The sequence below is a fragment of the Myroides marinus genome, from assembly GCF_900109075.1.
GTDB classification, from domain to species: domain Bacteria; phylum Bacteroidota; class Bacteroidia; order Flavobacteriales; family Flavobacteriaceae; genus Flavobacterium; species Flavobacterium marinum_A.
This window is the reverse complement of the sequence record NZ_FNYS01000005.1, coordinates 216442-236711: the sequence shown is the minus strand read 5'-3', so window position 1 is coordinate 236711 and position 20270 is coordinate 216442. Positions and strand designations below refer to the sequence as shown.

The window sequence follows — 20270 nt, the reverse complement described above, 5'->3', positions numbered from 1 at the left end:
CTGTTCGCCCATTAAAGTGGCACGCGAGCTGGGTTCAGAACGTCGTGAGACAGTTCGGTCTCTATCTACTGTGGGCGTTAGAAATTTGAGTGGATCTGATTCTAGTACGAGAGGACCGATTTGGACCAACCTCTAGTGCATCTGTTGTCTCGCCAGGGGCATCGCAGAGTAGCTACGTTGGGAAGGGATAAGCGCTGAAAGCATATAAGTGCGAAACCCACCACAAGATGAGATTTCTTTAAAGGGTCGTTGGAGATTACAACGTTGATAGGCTATAGATGTAAAGACAGTAATGTCAAAGTCGAGTAGTACTAATAACCCGTAAGCTTATGTGAGTCTCCCTCTGATACGTCAGAGGGAGGGCAACTTTCTAAAGTATTCTTGATAATAGGAGTTAAGTGATTATCGATATAGTTAAAAATATTAGTTACGTAAAGTAACAACCGATTTAAGGTGGTTATTGCAGCGGGGCTCACCTCTTCCCATTTCGAACAGAGAAGTTAAGCCCGCTAGCGCAGATGGTACTGCTAACCAGTGGGAGAGTATGTCGCCGCCTTTCTTTAGAATCCCCAATCTCATTAGAGGTTGGGGATTTTTTGTTTTTATTAGGTTTGTATAAACATTTCTTTTATGGTAAAATGGGTGAACTTGCTATATTTTCGAGGGGAGTCTTAAAAAGGTGACATTTTATGCACTATATTTGCAAATCGAAATTTTGTAGTAATTATTATTTAGAAGACAAGATGAGTAATGCAATCAAAAGACAGTTAAAGCGTGATACACCTAGGGGTATTATATTTATTATAGACTTATTAATTGTCTTGTTTACTTATTTTATTTCGAGTTTACTTTTGACTAATTTCTTTGGTAATTTTTCAATTGAGCTAATGCTTAAGAGAATACCAGTGTTATTTATTTGCTATATTATTAGTTTTTTAATATTTAAGCCCTTTAAAGGTGTTATAAGACAAACAAGTATTAAGGATATAGAGAATATATTTACATCATGTCTATGTGCTGGAGCTGTAGTAATGGTTATTAGTTCGTTACAACGCAATGAGTTTTTAGGAGATGATTTAGTTGATTATCTGAGATACTCTTATTCTTTCGTTTTACTACATTTATTTTTTACTTCGGCTTTACTTATTCTTGCTAGATTATTTTATAGTCAGTTTTATCGTAGTTATGTATTAGATGTTCGTAATCATAAACGTGTTATGATTTACGGAGCTGGAGATTCTGGTATTATTACAGTCGGAGCATTACAAGGTGACACAAAGATAAAGACACATATTATCGGTTTCGTTGATGATAATGATAGTAAGAAAGGTAATCGTTTAGCTGGTTATAAAATCTATAGTCCTTCTATCTTAGATGAGGCTTTTGTAACTAGTAATCGTATAGATGAAATTATTATTTCAATTCAAAATGTTACTAGAGAACGTTTAAATGATATATCAGAAGTTTTAGAGAAATTACCTGTAAAGCTTAAGATTATTCCTCCTGCTACAGATTGGTTAGATGGATCATATACTAATAAACAGATTAAGGAATTAAAGATTGATGACTTATTAGGACGTAAAGCTATACAACTTGATAACCCAATTATTGCTAGAGAAATAGAGGATAAAGTAGTTGTTATTACGGGAGCAGCTGGATCTATTGGTAGTGAGATTGCACGACAAGTAGCTAGATTTAATTTTAAGAAATTAATTTTAGTGGATCATGCTGAATCTCCATTGTACGATGTGCAACAAACAATGGTATCTAATAAGGCTGATGAGATTATTTATATAGTTGGGAATATTCGCGATGAGAAGAAAATGGAATGTATTTTTGAAGAATATAAACCTAATCTAGTTTATCACGCTGCAGCATATAAACATGTTCCTTTAATGGAGTCTTTTCCATATGAAGCAATTCACACTAATGTAAAAGGTACTAAGGTCATTGCTGATTTATCTGTTAAATACAGAGTAAACAAGTTTGTAATGGTATCTACTGATAAAGCAGTTAACCCTACGAATGTTATGGGAGCTACTAAGCGTGCAGCAGAGATTTATGTATCTAGTTTAAAAGATAACGGTGTTACTAGTTTTATCGTTACTCGTTTTGGTAATGTTTTAGGATCAAATGGTTCTGTAATTCCATTGTTTAAACGTCAGATTGATGCTGGTGGACCTTTAACTGTAACCCATCAGGATATCACTAGATTCTTTATGACAATTCCAGAAGCTTGTCAGTTAGTATTAGAAGCTTCAATTATGGGGCATGGAGGAGAGATATTCGTATTCGATATGGGTAAATCAATGAAGATATTTGATTTGGCTAAACGTATGATTCGATTAAGTGGATATAGTTACCCAGATGAAATGGATATTAAGATTACTGGATTAAGACCAGGAGAAAAGATATTTGAAGAGTTGCTAGCTAACAATGAGAATACTGTTAAGACGCATCACGATAAGATAATGATAGCAAAGGTTAGAGATCAGGATTTAATGGCTCTAAAAGCAGATTTAGAAGTATTGTGTAGTTATGTATGTAAAGACGAAGGACATGAAGATGCAGAGTTATTAGTGAAACAATTAAAAGCTATAGTACCAGAGTTTAAATCTCAGAACTCACGTTTTGAGTGTCTAGATAAGAAAGAAGAATGTTCAGTTAATTAACTGAACATTTTTTTTGTTTTATAAGCAAGGTTGGTTACTTCTTTTGGAAATTCATTCAACTCTAATATTTTAATAGCATTAGTACTTTCAGGCTTGCCTTGCTTTAGTTTATAATCAAAGTGTAATTCATTATTGATTATACTTTCTTGTAGATATTGGCAAGAGTAATTATGTGTCTGAAGTAAGTCAATGAGTTCTAAATCATGAGTTGATACTATAACTATAGCATTAGCTGTGTTGATGTATTTTAATATAGCATATGCTGAAGATATTCTTTCTAGTGTATTTGTTCCTTTTAATATTTCATCTAATACAAAGATTTGTGGTTCTGTTTTTTTAGATTGATCTATAAAGTTTTTCAATTCTTTTACTTCTTGTAAGTAATAACTTGTATTTTCATTTAAGTTATCTGTGATACGAATTGAAGTACTGATTTGTGAAAATGGAGCCTTATACTTGGTTGCAAATACATATCCTATTGTTTGAGCTAATATAGCGTTGAGTGTTAGCGCTCTTATAAGTGTTGTCTTTCCCGCCATATTAGAGCCAGTTAGTAGTAGACTTTCATTCTGTAAGTGTATATTATTAGTAATACAATTTTCAATAAGTGGATGAGCTAAGTTTTCAATTAATATTTCTTTTGTTGTGCTAAAAGTTGGTTTGCTCAACATATTGTTTATACTTAACGATGCAATAGAAATTGAGACATCAATTTTAGCTATGCTCTCAAATACTTCGGTTAGTTCTTTCTTTGAATTTTTAGCCTTGTTTAAAAATAATTGGAAGCTAATTAACTCAATATTAAGCATTATCTTAATCCATTCTATAGGTAACCATACTAATGTGCTAATCTCATCTTTAAACATATTATCTGAGTTAAATATATGTGTAAGATTATAAAGTGCTTTTAGTTTGTCAGTAGCCTTTTTAGTTTTTTCGAAATCAACTGTCTTTGATAGCTTCTTAAAAGCATGTAATTTATTAATTGTGTGATGTATTTGCTTAAAATACTGTGTCGCATTTAGTTGATCGTATTGTGCATATTTATTTTTATAGTGAAAGACTAAATTGATACAGAATATTAGAATAACTGGTAAAAGCCATAGTAAATTAATAAAACTTAATCCTAAACTAATAAGCATACATGTATTTAGTATATAAGCTAGTTTTAGTTTATTGTTGGTTATCGTATTATCACTGGTAAAAAGACTATGATAGTAGTATACATTTTTGTGATTTAGTGAAGAAAGCAATAGTTGTACTTGAAGTCTCTCGTGTTCATTTTTAATAAAGAAATCAATTGAATCATCTAATTCCCTTACTTCAGATTGCCCTTTAATACAATGAAGTTTATGATATAGATATTGTTGACCTATAGCAGAAGATGTTCTGTCTAGAAACGTAAATACATCATCTAAATCTAGATCTTGATTTGTAGTATCAGAGATATTTTGAAATGCGGAATTGTTTAATGTAGCAAGGTGATATGAACTTATTAAATCAAAATTGTATTGGGGAGTTTCTTTAGGTTTACCCCAACCTGATCTTAGTTTAGAGAGGTATTGTTCTCTTTTTGTTTTACTTCTTTGTCTGCTATATATGAGTATCAGTATAGTTATAATTAGAATACTTATTATCCAATTCATAGTGTAGTCGTTAGTTAGAAGTAAATATATAAAAAAAGGAACTGCTATTACAGTTCCTTTATATGTGAAAAGATATTAACTCTTATAAGTTAAACTTAGCTTTAATATCTTCAACTCTGTCTAATTTTTCCCAAGTAAATAATTCTACTTCGATTTCTTTAGTTTCTCCACCAGGTCTAGTGAATACTTTTTTCACTACTTGTGGTTTACGTCCCATATGTCCGTAAGCAGCAGTTTCGCTATAGATAGGGTTTCTTAGTTTAAGACTTGTTTCGATGAAGTAGGGTCTTAAATCAAATAACTCACTTACTTTTTTAGCAATCTCACCATCAGTTAAGTTTACATTACTAGTACCATAAGTATTGATATACAATCCTGTTGGTTTAGCTACACCGATAGCATAAGATACTTGAACTAATACTTCGTCAGCTACTCCAGCAGCTACTAAGTTCTTAGCGATATGTCTAGTAGCATATGCAGCACTACGGTCTACTTTACTAGGATCTTTACCAGAGAATGCACCACCACCGTGAGCACCTTTACCACCATAAGTATCTACGATAATCTTTCTACCTGTAAGACCAGTATCTCCGTGAGGACCACCGATAACGAATACTCCAGTAGGGTTGATTAGGTATTCAATCTCTTCGTTGTTTTCGAATAAATATTTATACTGAGGATATTTATTAAGAACACGAGTGATTAATATCTCTTTAATATCTTTTTCTATCTGAGCTTGCATTGCTTTTTCAGCAAATTCTTTTGAAGCAGCAGAGCTGTCAGCTGGTTGGATAAAGTCATCATGTTGAGTAGAAAGTACGATAGTAACAATTCTAACAGGAGTATTGTTATCATCATATTCTAAAGTAACTTGACTCTTCGCATCAGGTCTTAAGTATGTAACTTCAGAGTTTTCTCTTCTGATAGCTGCTAATTCTTGTAGTAGTTTGTGAGATAAGTCTAAAGCTAAAGGCATGTAGTCTTCAGTCTCTTTAGTAGCATAACCAAACATCATACCTTGGTCACCAGCTCCTTGTTCTTCTGGACTTTTTCTGTCCACACCTTGATTGATATCAGCAGATTGTTCGTGGATAGCAGATAAGATACCACAAGAATTAGCTTCGAACATATATTCACTTTTAGTGTAACCAATACGTTTGATTACATCACGAGCGATTTGTTGTACGTCTAAGTATGTTTGAGATTTTACCTCTCCTGCTAATACTACTTGTCCAGTAGTAACTAGAGTTTCACAAGCTACCTTCGAGTCTTTGTCAAATGCTAAGAAGTTATCAATTAAAGCATCAGAGATTTGATCGGCAATTTTATCTGGATGTCCTTCACTTACTGATTCAGATGTAAAGTAATAAGCCATAATAATTATTTTTTTAGATTAAAAATAGAGGAAATGGCTAAAGGGGAAGTATAAATTTCTGCTTTAGCATTTTTTACCGAGGTTGCAATCAGTACAAATTCTTCCTCCTTGTTATTTGTGATGCAAATGTATTAACTATTTTAGTAATGAAGCAAATATTTTTACATTTTATATTTATGTTAACTATTTATTAGGTGGTTAAGTTGTTGGTATATTAGTTTTTAAGTGTGGATTATCTGTTGCAGTATAGTATGTATATAGGGGAATGTAAACATATTTTACTTCCTAAGGAGTATCTAAACATTTAGCTGAGTTTAGGAAGCAATGTATAAATAAGGTGTATGTAATATATGTTAAAAAGTATGTATTAAATGTCATATTGATAAAAATCGGAAGGAAAAATAATAATCTGTTATATTTTATTGATTGTTTTGTACTTTTGCTATCAGTTTTAAACTTTCAAAACAACAATAGAATGAGACTACACAACATAGAAGACCAAAAATTAGTAACACCAGAATTAGCTTTAGAGTTTTTAGTAGAAGGTAATAAACGTTTCGTAGAAAACTTAAAAGCACATAGCAATCTATTAGAGCAAGTGAACTCAACTAAAGAAGGTCAGTTTCCTTTTGCAATTATATTAAGTTGTATAGATAGCCGTACTTCTGCTGAGTTAATCTTTGATCAAGGGTTAGGAGATATCTTTAGTACACGTATAGCTGGTAATGTTTTAAACGAGGATATTATTGGATCTATGGAATTTGCTTGTAAGTTAGCAGGTAGTAAATTAGTAATGGTTTTAGGACATTCTCACTGTGGAGCTATTACAGGAGCATGTAAAGGAGCTAAGTTAGGTCACTTAACTAATCTGTTAGCAAAGGTAGAGCCGTCAGTTGATTATGTGAAAGCAAATAATAGCGAATTAGACATTCATTCTAAAGAAGCTGTTGATTTAGTGGCATATCACAATGTAGAGTACACTATAGATCACATCTTAAATACGAGTACAGTACTTAGTGAAATGTATGAAGCAGGTGAGATAGGTATTGTAGGTGCTTTTTATAAAGTAGAAACAGGAGAAGTGAGCATCGTAAAAGAGTTGTTCATTAATAAAAAATAGTACTATGGCATATAGTGAGTTTTATAAGAAGCTATTAGATAATAATAAACAATGGGTAGAGGAGAAGCTGTCTGATAACCCTAATTATTTTAAGCATCTGTCACAAGAACAAAAACCTCCTGTATTATGGATTGGATGTTCAGATAGTAGAGTTCCTGCTAATGAAATTATCGGTGCAGGACCTGGTGATGTATTTGTACATCGTAATATAGCTAATATGGTTATCCATTCTGATATGAATATGCTAAGCGTATTAGATTATGCTGTCAATATTCTAAAGGTAAAGGATATCATTGTTTGTGGACACTACGGATGTGGAGGAGTCTTAGCTGCTATGAAAAATCACTCATATGGTATCATCGATAACTGGATTAGACACATTAAAACTGTTTATAGACTTCATAATCACGAGTTAGATCAGATAGAGGATGAAGTAGAACGTTTTAATCGTTTTGTGGAATTAAACGTTCATGAGCAAGTGTATGATTTAGGTAAAACCTCTATCGTACAAGAGGCTTGGGCTCGTAATCAAGAGCTAAGTATACACGGATGGGTATATGGGCTTAACTCAGGGTATGTGACAGATATGAATGTCAACTTAATGAGTAATCAAGATTTAGATGAAGTATATCAGTTGAGATTTAAAAAAATCTAGTTTGATTCATCAATATTTTCATTAAAGGATGAAGGTAATAGGGAAGGGATAAACCTTAGTAAAATAGGTAATATAATAGTCCCTCCTGGTAAAATAAATATAGCAAGAGATGGGATGGTCTTAATAACTTCAACAGTTTGTTTTTTGACCATCTTTTTTTCTTCCTTAGTAAGATCTCTATGTGTAGAATCTACTAATAATTTCATGAGTTGCGTATTCTTCTGTAACTCCTTAATCAGTCTATCCTTATTACGTGTTAATAGTAACTCTAAGTAACTACTAGAGTTTTTAATTACGTTGTCAAACAGGTTGCTTGAACGATAGTAATGGTAATCTTCATTGTTCTTTCTTACCATTGTCATAAAGTAAGATATGCTTTCTTCGAGCTTCTCTTCTGAATAAAGTACAGTAACAAAAGGCTCTGTACTAAAATCAGGAAGTTCTATTTCCTTTTTCTCATTGTCCCACGAATTACATACTATATAATCAATGATAAAGTTATTCTCAAAGTTGATACTAGGTCTGTCTTTAATAGGATCAGTATCTAATGACTTATTAGATTGTAAGAAATTGATTAGTTGTAAGTCTTTACTATCTGGGTTGTTTTGGTTCTTTTTAAACGATAGAGTTATTTCTTTTAAATGTTCCACGATGTGCTGATTGAACACATTAGGATCTATATTTTCGTTTATGTAGGCTTCGAATGCTAATACATCTATAAAGAGTAGAATCATATTCATCACGAAGTCATTAATCTTAGACTGTGAAAAGAAGTGCTCTTTCCAGCGCATAGACATTACACTCTCTAGTTTGCTATAAGGGTTCTTATCTGCGAATAGAGAAGTTATTATACTATTTTTATGAGGAATAAGTACATCATAAAATCCTATTAATACCTTTAGGAAGTCTTCTTCATTAGTAGACTTAGCATGAATGTTGAATACTTTTTCTAATAGTTGTAAGTAACAGATTTTAGAAAGTTCTTCTTGAGTGTATTTAAAGTTTTGATAAATGGCAGGTAATTCGGCTATATCGATAATTCCATAGCTAAAACCTATTTTTCTAATCTGCGTAGAAATTTCTTCACTGTCATTAGATAGAAAGATTTGATACTTATCCTTATCTGTAAAATACTTTTTAATCCAACCGTTTGTAGATGGGTTCATGCTGTATCTAAATATAAAAAAAGTGATGACTAAAAAGCCATCACTTCCAGTTTACCATTTAACTTGTTTTTCTATAGCTTTGATCATTTCTGATGCAATATCTTTATTTGTAGCTCCTTCTATTCCTTCTAGACCAGGAGAAGAGTTTACTTCTAATAATAAAGGACCCTTAGCAGAGCGAATGATGTCTACTCCAGCCACCTTTAGATTCATAGCCTTAGCAGCTCTAATAGCTATTTTCTTTTCTTCTGCTGTAACTTTTATCACAGAGGCAGTACCACCTAAGTGAATATTAGCTCTGAATTCTCCAGGAACAGCTTCACGTTGGATAGCAGCGACAACTTTACCATCTACTACGAAACAACGAATATCTTTACCGTTAGCTTCTTTAATAAATTCCTGTACTAAAATGTTAGCATTTAAACTTTTAAATGCATTGATAACACTCTCAGCTGCTTTTTTAGTTTCTGCTAATACTACACCCTTACCTTGTGTACCTTCTAATAACTTTACGATAAGAGGACTTCCACCCACCATCTTGATAAGATCATTAGTATCTAAAGGAGAGTTAGCAAATCCAGTAGTAGGTATATCGATGCCATTATTTAATAACAACTGTAAAGAGAATAACTTATCTCTAGACTGTGCGATGGCAGCAGCATTGTTAAGACTATATACTTTAAGAGATTCGAAATGTCTAGTCAATGCACATCCGTAGTAAGTCATACTAGGGCGAATACGAGGTATCACAGCATCAAAGTCATTCAGAACTCGTCCTCCACGATAGTGAATCTCAGGTTGATTAGCATCTAGTTTCATATAGCAGTACTTAAGATTTAAGAAGTGCATCTCATGACCTCTTAATTCACCTGCTTCTATAATTCTCTTGTTACTATATAACTCAGGATTACTAGCTAATAGACCGATACGCAAACCTTTCTTTTCAGTTTTAGGTTTAGTATAGTATTCGTCTAGTTTTTCCATTGTAGGTTGGCCTAATAAGAAGTGTTTTTCAGGATCTACTAACACTCTACCTCCCATAGCTTCTCTACCTAATAACATTCTATAACCCATAGAATCTCTATTAGTCAAAGTAAGTTCTATCAACCAATTCGTATCAGCTATAGATATTTCTGTCTGAATAACGTAGCGTGACTCTCTAGTACCACTAGAGCTCTTTACTATTCTTTTATCTATTACTTTTGATTCACAATGGATGATTGTTTTTCCATTATTCTGAAGAGGATTGACATCAAACTTAACCCACTTTTCACCATCTTTTTCAAAAGGTACGATGTTTATAGCATGTAATGCAGATGTCTTAGCACCTGAATCAACTCTAGCTTTAATAGCGGGAATATTTAAAGTAGAAAAAGAACACCATTCTTCACTACCAACAATAACTTTGTCTAACATATAATTATAAAATCTAACGCGAATGTACTGTAATAAATATAATGCTTTTATATGAGAGTGAAAAAAAATATAAGATTTAATGATTTCGCAACATATTATAGATGTGAGAAGAAGAAGATGAAAGAGTGAGCTGTTTAGATTAATAGCTTTCTTTGTTTTAGTAAATCATTGAAGTAGTAAAAAGGTTATTGTGACATAAATTGCCATAGAATGTAATGGGAAGTCTTTACAGAGTGTTATTTATTAATAAGTTATTTCCTGGTTTATGTTGAGTTAAATGGTTATGTGGTTGATAACGTGCTTTTAAAGAGTAAGATTAGTTGTTATGTAATTACATTGCTGCAGTTTATAAAACTTAAAGTTAAGGAGGAATAGAAGGGAGTGAGTCCATACTGAGTCCATGATGTGTCCATAATACCTCTATTAATTATGCTGTTTTTAATAGAGTTACTATAGATGTATTATTGAATGAATATGTTATCACTCCACAGCATGTCACATTTGATAATTATTTAGGTTAGTCTATATGAAGGATTTTTAAGGAGTGCTTATTAGTAATTACTAAGCTATAGTGTGTAATGAAGTAATACAGTAGGGAGGGATTAAATAATAGACATATTGTACAAAAAAAGAGGATATCTAAATCAGATATCCTCTTTGTGTCACTGAGATTTATAATAAATCTCAATATTTTATTTTGCTTTTACAGTTATTTCTAAAGCGTCTTTAGCTTCGTTTAGCTTCATTTCTATACTGTCTCCTAGAGCTATTTTAGAATTTACTATTTCTTCTGCTAATGGATCTTCGATGTACTTCTGGATAGCTCTCTTAAGAGGTCTAGCTCCATACTGCTTATCAAACCCTTTCTCAGCGATAAAATCTTTAGCATCTGGGCTTAGAGTTAACTCATAACCTAAATCAACGATTCTGTTAAATAGTTTTTTAAGCTCAATATCGATGATTAAATCAATGTCACTTCTCTCTAGTGCGTTGAATACGATAATATCATCTATTCTGTTTAAGAACTCAGGAGCAAAGGCTTTTTTAAGAGCATTCTCTATTACAGATTTAGAGTTTTGATCACTCTGTTCCATTCTTGCTGTTGTACCAAAACCAACACCTTGACCAAAGTCTTTTAGTTGACGAGCACCGATGTTAGAAGTCATAATGATAATTGTGTTTCTAAAATCAACTTTACGGCCTAAGCTATCCGTAAGGTGTCCATCATCTAATACTTGTAACAGCATATTGAATACATCAGGATGCGCTTTCTCGATTTCATCAAAAAGAATTACACTATATGGTTTTCTTCTAATCTTTTCAGTTAACTGTCCACCTTCTTCGTATCCTACGTATCCTGGAGGTGCACCTACTAATCTAGAGATAGCGAATTTCTCCATGTATTCACTCATATCGATACGGATAAGAGCATCTTCAGAGTCAAACATTTCTTTAGCGATCACTTTAGCTAATTGTGTTTTACCAACACCTGTTTGTCCTAAGAAAATAAATGAACCAATAGGTCTATTAGGATCTTTTAACCCAGCTCTATTTCTTTGAATAGCCTTAGCAATCTTAGTAACAGCCTCGTCTTGCCCGATTACTTTACCTTTGATTAACTGAGGAAGATTAGCTAGTTTAGTGATTTCTTTTTCAGCAATTCTATTTACTGGTATACCAGTCATCATAGATACTACATCAGCAACATTCTCTTCTGTAACAACTATTCTGTTGTCCTTAACTTCTTTCTCCCAATTTTCTTGAGCGATAGCTAAGTCTTTTTCTAGTTGCTTCTCGTCATCTCTAAGTTTAGCAGCCTCTTCATATTTCTGCTTTTGTACCATTTCATTTTTTTGTTCTTTAGCTTGTTCTAATTTTTGTTCAAGCTCAAGAATGTTATCTGGTACATTAATATTAGTGATGTGTACACGTGATCCTACCTCGTCCATAGCATCAATAGCTTTGTCTGGTAAGAAACGGTCACTCATATATCTATTAGTTAACTTAACACATGCTTCGATAGCTTCATCTGTATAGATAACATTGTGGTGACTTTCGTATTTATCTTTAATATTGTTCAGGATAGTAATAGTTTCATCTACAGAAGTAGGTTCTACAATTACTTTCTGGAAACGACGCTCTAGAGCACCATCTTTCTCAATATGTTGTCTAAACTCATCTAGCGTAGTAGCACCGATACATTGGATTTCACCTCTAGCTAGAGCAGGTTTAAACATGTTAGATGCATCTAACGAACCTGTAGCTCCACCAGCACCTACGATAGTGTGTATCTCGTCTATAAAAAGAATAATATCATCATTCTTCTCTAGTTCGTTCATTACAGCTTTCATACGCTCTTCGAACTGTCCGCGGTATTTAGTACCTGCTACTAGACTCGCTAAATCAAGTGTAACTACACGTTTATTATATAATATACGCGATACTTTCTTCTGTATAATTCTAAGGGCTAACCCTTCAGCGATAGCAGATTTACCCACCCCTGGTTCTCCAATAAGAAGAGGGTTGTTTTTCTTGCGTCTACTCAAAATCTGAGATACACGTTCGATTTCTTTTTCACGACCAACTACAGGATCTAACTTCCCGTTTTCGGCCATTTCTGTTAAATCACGCCCAAAATTATCTAATACTGGAGTTTTACTTCTTTTAGAAGATTTAGTAGAAGAGCTGTCAGTACTGTCAGTACTTTTACTGTCATCTTGGCTTGATTCTTCAAAAGTTTGTGCTTTCGGAGATTCAAATAAATCTTCAGAAGATGTTTTTTCGGTATCTCTAGTATTAAGATATTCTTGCTTTACAGTGTCGTAATCTACTTTCATTTTATTTAAAATTTGAGTAGTAGGATCGTCACTGTTTTTTAGGATACAAAGTAGCAAATGAACAGAGTTAATTTCATCGTTTTTAAACAGCTTAACCTCTAGGTAAGTTAGGCGCAATGCACGCTCAGCCTGTTTAGTTAGGTGTAGTTGTACTTTGTTACTAAGCAATTCTTTATTATGAGAAGCAGGGTTTAATGTTTCTATTTTATGACGTAGAAAATCAATATCTATGTCTAGATTATTTAAAATATTAGACGCTTCACCTTGTTCCACTTTTAATAGTCCTAGTAATAGATGTTCTGTACCTATAGAGTCGTGACTAAGCCTGATAGCTTCATCCTTACTATAAGAAATAACATCTTTTACTTCTTGTGAGAAATTATCATCCATTTTTCAATTCAAATTAGGTGAATATTCATTTTTAATATTAAAGATACAAAAAGTGTACCTATGCCAAAAAGCTGACAATAGCTAAGTGACAAAAAAAAAGTAGAATAAAAAAGTAAGAAAGTGTTTTTTTTATAAAAAATGAAAGAGTTGAATAAACAAGTGAAATACTTGTATAAATACATGGAGAAAACCTATAAAAACCGTATATTAGCACGTTTAATAATTTTGACAATTTTTAATTTTATATACATATGTCTGAAGGAGAAAAGTTGATTCCTATTAACATTGAGGAGCAAATGAAATCTGCGTACATTGATTATTCAATGTCTGTAATTGTATCGAGAGCGCTTCCAGATGTTAGAGATGGCTTAAAACCTGTTCATCGAAGAGTATTATTCGGAATGTATGAGCTTGGCGTAATGGCTAATAGAGCACATAAGAAGTCGGCGAGAATTGTAGGGGAAGTTCTTGGTAAGTATCACCCACACGGAGATAGTTCTGTGTATGATGCGATGGTACGTATGGCTCAGGATTGGAGTATGCGTTACTTACTAGTGGATGGACAAGGTAACTTTGGATCTGTAGATGGTGATAGCCCTGCAGCGATGCGTTACACAGAGGCAAGAATGAAGAAGTTATCTGAAGATATTCTTGCTGATATTGATAAAGAAACAGTTGACTTCCAGTTGAACTTTGATGATACATTGGAAGAACCTAAAGTAATGCCTACTAGAATTCCTACTTTATTAGTGAATGGAGCATCTGGTATTGCTGTTGGTATGGCTACAAATATGGCACCTCACAACTTAACAGAGGTGATCGATGGTACATTAGCATTTATTGATAATAATGAAATTACGATAGATGAGTTAATGAACTACATCAAAGCTCCTGATTTCCCAACAGGAGGTATTATCTATGGATACGAAGGAGTGCGTGAAGCATTTAAAACAGGTAGAGGACGTGTAGTAATGCGTGCTAAAGCTAACTTCGAAGAAGTAGATGGTAGAGAATCTATTATAGTAACAGAGATTCCTTATCAAGTTAATAAAGCAGAAATGATTAAGAAAACTGCTGAAGCTATTAATGAGAAAAAGATAGAGGGAATCGCTACTATTCGTGATGAATCTGATAGAAATGGTATGCGTATCGTTTATGTACTTAAACGTGATGCGGTGCCTAATATCGTATTAAATACTCTTTATAAGTATACACAGTTACAATCATCTTTCAGTGTAAATAATATTGCATTAGTTAATGGAAGACCACAAACGTTAGATTTAAAAGAATTAATCTACCACTTCGTGGAGCACAGACATGATGTAGTTACTCGTAGAACGCAGTTTGAATTAAGAAAAGCTGAAGAGAGAGCACATATTTTAGAAGGTTTAATCATTGCTTCTGATAATATCGATGAAGTAATTGCTTTAATTCGTTCTTCTAGTAATGCTGATGAAGCAAGAGCTAAATTAATAGAGCGTTTTAATTTATCTGAGATTCAAGCTCGTGCTATTGTTGAGATGCGTCTACGTCAGTTAACAGGACTGGAGCAAGATAAATTACGTGCTGAGTATGAAGAAATAATGAAATTAATTAATCATTTAAAAGAGTTATTAGCTAGTAAAGAGTTAAGAATGAACTTGATTAAAGAGGAATTAATTGAAGTAAGAGATAAATATGGTGATGAGCGTCGTTCTGTAATAGAATATGCAGGAGGAGATGTTAGTATCACTGACTTAATCGCTGATGAGCAAGTGGTAATTACTATTTCTCACGCAGGTTATATTAAACGTACACCATTATCTGAATATAAAACTCAAAATAGAGGAGGAGTAGGGCAAAAATCTGCTGGTACAAGAGATCAAGATTTCTTAGAGCATATGTATGTGGCTACTAACCACCAGTACATGTTATTCTTTACTCAAAAAGGTAAGTGTTTCTGGATGAGAGTTTATGAAATTCCTGAAGGAACAAAAACTAGTAAAGGACGTGCTATCCAAAACTTGATCAATATCGAGAATGATGATAAAGTGAAAGCATTTATCTGTACTCAAGATTTAAAAGATGAAGCGTACATTAATGAGCATTTCGTTATCATGGCTACTAAACAAGGTCAGGTTAAGAAAACTCCTCTAGAACAATATTCTCGTCCACGTCAAAATGGTATTAATGCTATTACGATTAAGGAAGATGACGAACTATTAGAAGCAAAATTAACTGACGGTAAGAGTAAAGTGTTAATCGCACTTCGTTCAGGTAAGTTAGTTCGTTTTGACGAAGAGAAAACTCGTCCAATGGGAAGAACTGCTTCTGGAGTTAGAGGTATTACTTTAGCTGATGAGAAGGATGAAGTAATCGGAATGGTATCAGTAAGTGATCTTGAAAGTGAAATCCTTGTAGTATCTGAAAACGGATATGGTAAACGTTCTGCTCTAGATGAGTACCGTGAGACTAACCGTGGAGGTAAAGGGGTTAAAACAATGAATATTACTGATAAAACAGGATTATTAGTTTCTATTAATGCTGTGACTGATGCAGATGATTTAATGATTATCAACAAGTCAGGATTAACTATTCGTCTTAAAGTATCTGATCTTCGTGTTATGGGACGTGCAACACAAGGTGTTCGTTTAATTAATATTAAAGGAAATGATTCTATCGCTGCTGTGTGTAAAGTAATGCGTGAAGAAGATGAGGAAATCTTAGAAGGTGAAGAAGGAAATATCATTGATATCGATGATCAAACAACTGATAATTTAGAATAGTAACAAAACAACATACTATACAATTATGAATAAAGGATATGTTTATTTATTGTCAGCTTTGATGTTTTCAGGGTTGACTATGGCTCAAAAAAAAGAGCTTAAGGAAGCTGAAAAAGCTGTTAAGAAAGGTAATTTAACTGAAGCTACAGCAGCATTAAAAGCAGTAGAAGCTGTATTAGAGAATGCTACTAGTGCTGAAAAAGCTCAGTACTATGGATTAAAAGGAACTTTAGCTTATAGTCAATATGAGAAAGGTGTTGATGTAGATAACAATGTTGATGCTATTATCGCTGCTTTCAAAAAAGTTAATGAGTTCGAAACTAATAAAGGAAGTAAAGTAGTTAAACAAGCTCAAGAAGAGGTAACTACTGTGGCTGGTAAAGTAGTAGCTACTGCTATTGAAGATAATAATTCTTCAAATTATAAAGGAGCTACAAAGCGTTTTACTCAAGCTTATGAGTTAAACCCAAAAGATACTGTGTATTTATACTATGCAGCATCTACAGCTATTAATTCAAAAGATTATGCAGACGCAGCTGAGAAATATAAAAAGTTAGTTGAGATAGGATATAACGGAAGTGAGTCTTATTACACTGCAATAGAAAAAGCTTCTGGGGCTGTACAAAGTTTTGGAAAGGATTCTAAAATGCGCGACTTAATGGTTAAGCAAGGAACTCATACAGACCCTAAGTTTGTAAAAGAAGATTCTAAGCGTCCAGAGATCCTTAAAAACTTAGTGTTAATCTATAGTCAAGAGGGTAAAACAGCGGAGGCAGAGAAAGTTATTTCTGTTGCAAGAGAGGCTAATCCAAATGATATGAACTTATTATTAACTCATATGGATCTTTATTTAAAGTCTAATAATATGGGTAAATATGAGGAGTTAGCTAAACAAGCGTTAGCTAAAAACCCTAACGATGACGTATTATTATACAACTTAGGAGTTACTAGTTTTGACGCTGGACGTTTTGATGAAGCTCGTAAATACTATGAGCAAGCGATTCGTATCAATCCTAAATCAGAGAACGCTTATTTAAATATGGCTTTCCTTAAATTGCAACCAGACCAAGAGTTAACTAATAAAATGAATAACTTAGGTATGTCTGCTGCAGATAATAAGAAATATGAAGAGTACAAAAAACAAAAGAATGCTATTTATCAAGATGCGATGAATGACTTAGAAAAAGTTATTTCTATCAATCCTAATAACGAAGCTGCTGTTAGTACTTTAAGAAACATTTACCGTGCATTAGAGATGAACGATAAATTAAAAGCTTTAGAAGCTAAAAAATAATTAAAGTTATATATAAGAAAAGGAGAACTGTAGAGTTCTCCTTTTTTTGTTGCGTTATACAATAAGTAAAAAGGAGGACTTAATATTTAATAAGTCCTCCCTTTTTTATTATAATCGTTTAATTTTCTGTGTTTAGTTCTCTAATTTGGTTGAGTTTATCTTCCCAGATTTTCAACTCATCTTTGTACTTTTCTATATTCTTTTTAACTTCTTTAACGAAAGGATTTTCGTCAGTAGCATTTTGAATATAAGCTAGATTGTTTTCGAGTTGTATTACACCAGAGTTAATCTCTTCTATTTTGCGTTGGATAAATATAGCTTCACTTTGCAGTTTGCGTTTATCATTTGTTTCTAAGATAGACTCTAATCTATTATTAAACTTAACAGCTTCAGTTTCTCTTTTACTTAAACTTAGCTTATCGAACAATACATCTAGTATCTTGTTAAATTTACCTTCTATAAAGCGTTTATTAGCAGGAACAGAGCCAATAGATTTCCAGTTGTTAATATGATTCTTAATTTCTCCTAAATCAGTTTTATGATCTCCTGATAGTTGGAATCCTTTTAGTAAATCAAGATATTCTTTCTTTCTGTTATAAGCATCTATTTCTACTTCAGATTCTTTGTTTTTAATAGCGTGAAAACGATCAAAGTAAGAGTTACAAGCTTCTTTAAAGTCCGCCCATAGTTGATCAGAATATTTGCGTGGAACGTGCCCTATCAGTTTCCAATCATCTTGTATCTTTTTCATGATAGGAGTGACCTTAGCATAGTCTTCACTATCTTTTAATTCTTGAGCTTTTTGTATTAATGCTAGTTTCTTAGCATAGTTTTCTTGTTGTTCCTTTTTAAGCTCTTTATAATAACTGTTTTTATTACTATTAAAGTTTCTAGTCGCTAGTTTGAATAAATCCCAAAGCTCCTCTGTATTTTCAGCTGGAACTTTACCAATAGAAAAGAAGCGCTGTCTTAGTTCTTCTACTTTAGCTATTTCTTTTTGCCATTGATTGTGATTAGAGATCTTCTGTTTTGATAATACGTCTATTTCGCTAATTATAGCTACTTTTAAAGCAAGATTTTCTTTTTCGACACTTCTTAGTTGTTCGAATAATAATTCTCGCTTATCGTGCATCTGTTTAGTTATTTCGCTAAACTGATCCCAGATTTGTTCTCTTATTTCTCGATCAACAGGACCTATCTCTTCTTTCCAGATTCTGTGTAAAGTTTGAAGCTCTCTAAATGATTTGATAACATCCTTATTGTCTAGTAGTTCTTCTGCTCTAGCTATAAGTTTTTGTTTTTGCTCTAAATTATATTTAAAATCTAAATCTCTAGATTCTCTATCCAGGTGTAATTGATCATAGAATCTCTCTACATGGAAGTGGTAGTTATTCCATACATGATTGTATTTATCTTTAGGAATAGGACCTGCATTTTTCCATTCATCTCTAAGATCACCTAATTGTTTTAAGGCGTCACTATTGTTTTCACTGTTATCGATTAATTGTTTAAGTTTTTCGATAATAGCTAGACGTTTTTCTAGATTGGTATTTAGGTTATTTTGAAGTTGTTTAAAGTAACTGTTTTTAGCTACTCTATATTCTTCGTAATTGTGATCGAATTCGTTTTTGATTGGAAGGATGTATTGAAAATCCGATTCATTAGCATCAGGGTTTTCTTCAAAGAAAGCATCTTTCTTTTCTTCTATCAAGTCATTGTATTTTCTGTAGAACTCTTTTTTGATTTCTTCTACGTGATCTTTGATAGCTGTTACTTTGTGATGCTTAATTAATTTGTGAAGTTCCTTGTTAAGTTTTTCCAAGTCTAACTTTTCATAATTAACAGTAGGAATATTAGTGTCTTCAAAAGACGCTAAATCTTCTCCTTCCTCAGCGTTTGAAGCTGTAATAGAATCAAGAGCTTTTTCTTTATCAGTTGGGACAACCGCATTTGAATTTGATTCCGGTTTTTGTCCATCTGCTAGCTCATGCAGGTTATCATTCTTGTGTTCTAACATGTTTGAAAAGTATTTATTTAAACAATATGTAGTAAAGTGTGATTTTTTATCACACTCACTCAAATTTAGTAAAAAATATTGAATAATTCTTACTTTTCTTTTGCTAGAATCAATCTAATCAATTATTTATATTTAATCACACTCAAATGGCTTATTCCATATTTTATAAGCTTTTTCAGCTTGAAGTACTAACATTTCGTAACCATTCTTAGTTTTCGCTCCTTTTAATGTACCTGCCTTCATTAGTGCTGTCTCTTCAGGATTATAGATTAGATCATATATTATATGTTTGTCATTAATGTACTCCATAGGCACTTCAGGCATTTGATCTAAATTAGGAAATGTACCTACAGGGGTAGTGTTGATAATCACTGTATACTTCGTTAAAATTTCTTCAGTAAGTTCAGAATATAGCAGGTTGTCGCTTTCTTTAGTACGACTAACGAATATGTATTTTATCCCCAGTTTCTTTAATGCGTATTCTATGGCTTTACTCGCGCCTCCTGTTCCAAGTATTAGAGCACGTTTATGATGAAACTTTAAAAGAGGTTTTAATGAATGGTAGAACCCGTACCAATCTGTATTGTATCCCTTTAATTGTCCTTTTTTATTAACTTGGATTGTGTTTACAGCACCGATAGCTTTTGCTTTCTTAGATAGAGAGTCAAGATAAGGAATGATAGACTGTTTGTATGGAATAGTCACATTAAGACCTTTAAGGTCTTTTTGATTTAATACAGTATCATTGAATTCACTTAAATTCTGTAAGTCAAAGTTTACATAAACACTCTTTTTATCTTTAAGTTTTTCAAACTTTTCTGCAAAGTAAGCTCTAGAAAAAGAGTAGTCTATATTTTTACCAATTAATCCATATCGTTTGCTCATAATTCTCTATATAAAAAAAGCTATTCATTCGA

At 32.8% G+C, this 20270-nt stretch carries 12 protein-coding genes and 2 rRNA genes; 7 read left to right on the top strand and 7 right to left on the bottom strand.

Annotated features, from left to right (window positions below):
• The 3 genes from BMX53_RS07950 to BMX53_RS07940 form a co-directional block, all read left to right on the top strand.
• Positions 1 to 335: ribosomal RNA gene (locus tag BMX53_RS07950) — 23S ribosomal RNA — on the top strand; the annotation flags it as partial.
• A gap of 114 nt (positions 336 to 449) precedes the next feature.
• Positions 450 to 559 (top strand): 5S ribosomal RNA (gene rrf / locus BMX53_RS07945).
• A 184-nt stretch (positions 560 to 743) separates the two neighbouring features.
• The gene (locus BMX53_RS07940; RefSeq protein ID WP_074745586.1) at positions 744 to 2672 is read left to right on the top strand and encodes a polysaccharide biosynthesis protein; all 1929 of its coding nucleotides are present in this window, start codon (positions 744 to 746) and stop codon (positions 2670 to 2672) included.
• Here BMX53_RS07940 and BMX53_RS07935 read toward each other — a convergent pair.
• Complete coding sequence (locus tag BMX53_RS07935; RefSeq protein WP_074745584.1) at positions 2669 to 4318, bottom strand: MutS-related protein; 1650 nt, start codon at positions 4316 to 4318, stop codon at positions 2669 to 2671. The genes BMX53_RS07940 and BMX53_RS07935 overlap by 4 nt on opposite strands.
• A gap of 82 nt (positions 4319 to 4400) precedes the next feature.
• A complete protein-coding gene (gene metK / locus BMX53_RS07930; RefSeq protein WP_074745582.1) occupies positions 4401 to 5693 on the bottom strand; it encodes a methionine adenosyltransferase in 1293 nt (430 codons plus the stop codon).
• Between the two features lie 475 nt (positions 5694 to 6168).
• Between metK and BMX53_RS07925 the strand changes: the two genes are divergently transcribed.
• Both BMX53_RS07925 and can read left to right on the top strand, forming a co-directional pair.
• Entirely contained in the window at positions 6169 to 6813 is a 645-nt protein-coding gene (locus BMX53_RS07925; RefSeq protein WP_038987706.1) for a carbonic anhydrase family protein, read from the top strand.
• Positions 6814 to 6817: 4 nt separating this feature from the next.
• Positions 6818 to 7468, top strand: a complete 651-nt coding sequence (gene can, locus BMX53_RS07920) for a carbonate dehydratase (protein WP_038987705.1) — start codon at positions 6818 to 6820, stop codon at positions 7466 to 7468.
• On the opposite strand, the gene BMX53_RS07915 is transcribed toward can, so the two are convergent.
• The 3 genes from BMX53_RS07915 to BMX53_RS07905 form a co-directional block, all read right to left on the bottom strand.
• Positions 7465 to 8634, bottom strand: a complete 1170-nt coding sequence (locus BMX53_RS07915; RefSeq protein WP_074745580.1) for an LETM1-related biofilm-associated protein — start codon at positions 8632 to 8634, stop codon at positions 7465 to 7467. The two genes, can and BMX53_RS07915, sit on opposite strands and share 4 nt — an antisense overlap.
• A gap of 51 nt (positions 8635 to 8685) precedes the next feature.
• A complete protein-coding gene (gene rimK / locus BMX53_RS07910; RefSeq protein ID WP_074745578.1) occupies positions 8686 to 10050 on the bottom strand; it encodes a 30S ribosomal protein S6--L-glutamate ligase in 1365 nt (454 codons plus the stop codon).
• Between the two features lie 692 nt (positions 10051 to 10742).
• Complete coding sequence (locus tag BMX53_RS07905) at positions 10743 to 13277, bottom strand: ATP-dependent Clp protease ATP-binding subunit (RefSeq protein WP_074745576.1); 2535 nt, start codon at positions 13275 to 13277, stop codon at positions 10743 to 10745.
• Positions 13278 to 13528: 251 nt separating this feature from the next.
• Here BMX53_RS07905 and gyrA point away from each other — a divergent pair, with 251 nt between their 5' ends.
• Together gyrA and BMX53_RS07895 are read left to right on the top strand one after the other, a co-directional pair.
• Positions 13529 to 16042 carry a DNA gyrase subunit A gene (gyrA, locus tag BMX53_RS07900; protein WP_074745574.1) on the top strand — a complete coding sequence of 838 codons (2514 nt, stop codon included), beginning with the start codon at positions 13529 to 13531 and terminating at the stop codon, positions 16040 to 16042.
• Between the two features lie 25 nt (positions 16043 to 16067).
• Positions 16068 to 17336, top strand: coding sequence for a tetratricopeptide repeat protein (locus tag BMX53_RS07895; RefSeq protein WP_074745572.1), 1269 nt, complete (start codon positions 16068 to 16070; stop codon positions 17334 to 17336).
• A 118-nt stretch (positions 17337 to 17454) separates the two neighbouring features.
• On the opposite strand, the gene BMX53_RS07890 is transcribed toward BMX53_RS07895, so the two are convergent.
• Both BMX53_RS07890 and BMX53_RS07885 read right to left on the bottom strand, forming a co-directional pair.
• On the bottom strand, positions 17455 to 19353 hold the full coding sequence (locus BMX53_RS07890) for a DUF349 domain-containing protein (protein ID WP_038988251.1): 1899 nt from the start codon (positions 19351 to 19353) through the stop codon (positions 17455 to 17457).
• 132 nt (positions 19354 to 19485) lie between these two features.
• Positions 19486 to 20238, bottom strand: coding sequence for a shikimate dehydrogenase family protein (locus BMX53_RS07885; RefSeq protein WP_074745570.1), 753 nt, complete (start codon positions 20236 to 20238; stop codon positions 19486 to 19488).
• Between the last annotated feature and the right edge of the window lie 32 nt (positions 20239 to 20270).

Excerpts from the sequence above, each read along its gene's own strand:
- rimK (WP_074745578.1), bottom strand. The coding sequence starts at position 10,050 with ATGTTAGACAAAGTTATTGTTGGTAGTGAAGAATGGTGTTCTTTTTCT.
- can (WP_038987705.1), top strand. The coding sequence starts at position 6,818 with ATGGCATATAGTGAGTTTTATAAGAAGCTATTAGATAATAATAAACAA.
- BMX53_RS07915 (WP_074745580.1), bottom strand. The coding sequence starts at position 8,634 with ATGAACCCATCTACAAACGGTTGGATTAAAAAGTATTTTACAGATAAG.
- BMX53_RS07935 (WP_074745584.1), bottom strand. The coding sequence starts at position 4,318 with ATGAATTGGATAATAAGTATTCTAATTATAACTATACTGATACTCATA.
- BMX53_RS07905 (WP_074745576.1), bottom strand. The coding sequence starts at position 13,277 with ATGGATGATAATTTCTCACAAGAAGTAAAAGATGTTATTTCTTATAGT.
- metK (WP_074745582.1), bottom strand. The coding sequence starts at position 5,693 with ATGGCTTATTACTTTACATCTGAATCAGTAAGTGAAGGACATCCAGAT.
- BMX53_RS07890 (WP_038988251.1), bottom strand. The coding sequence starts at position 19,353 with ATGTTAGAACACAAGAATGATAACCTGCATGAGCTAGCAGATGGACAA.
- BMX53_RS07885 (WP_074745570.1), bottom strand. The coding sequence starts at position 20,238 with ATGAGCAAACGATATGGATTAATTGGTAAAAATATAGACTACTCTTTT.
- gyrA (WP_074745574.1), top strand. The coding sequence starts at position 13,529 with ATGTCTGAAGGAGAAAAGTTGATTCCTATTAACATTGAGGAGCAAATG.
- BMX53_RS07925 (WP_038987706.1), top strand. The coding sequence starts at position 6,169 with ATGAGACTACACAACATAGAAGACCAAAAATTAGTAACACCAGAATTA.
- BMX53_RS07940 (WP_074745586.1), top strand. The coding sequence starts at position 744 with ATGAGTAATGCAATCAAAAGACAGTTAAAGCGTGATACACCTAGGGGT.
- BMX53_RS07895 (WP_074745572.1), top strand. The coding sequence starts at position 16,068 with ATGAATAAAGGATATGTTTATTTATTGTCAGCTTTGATGTTTTCAGGG.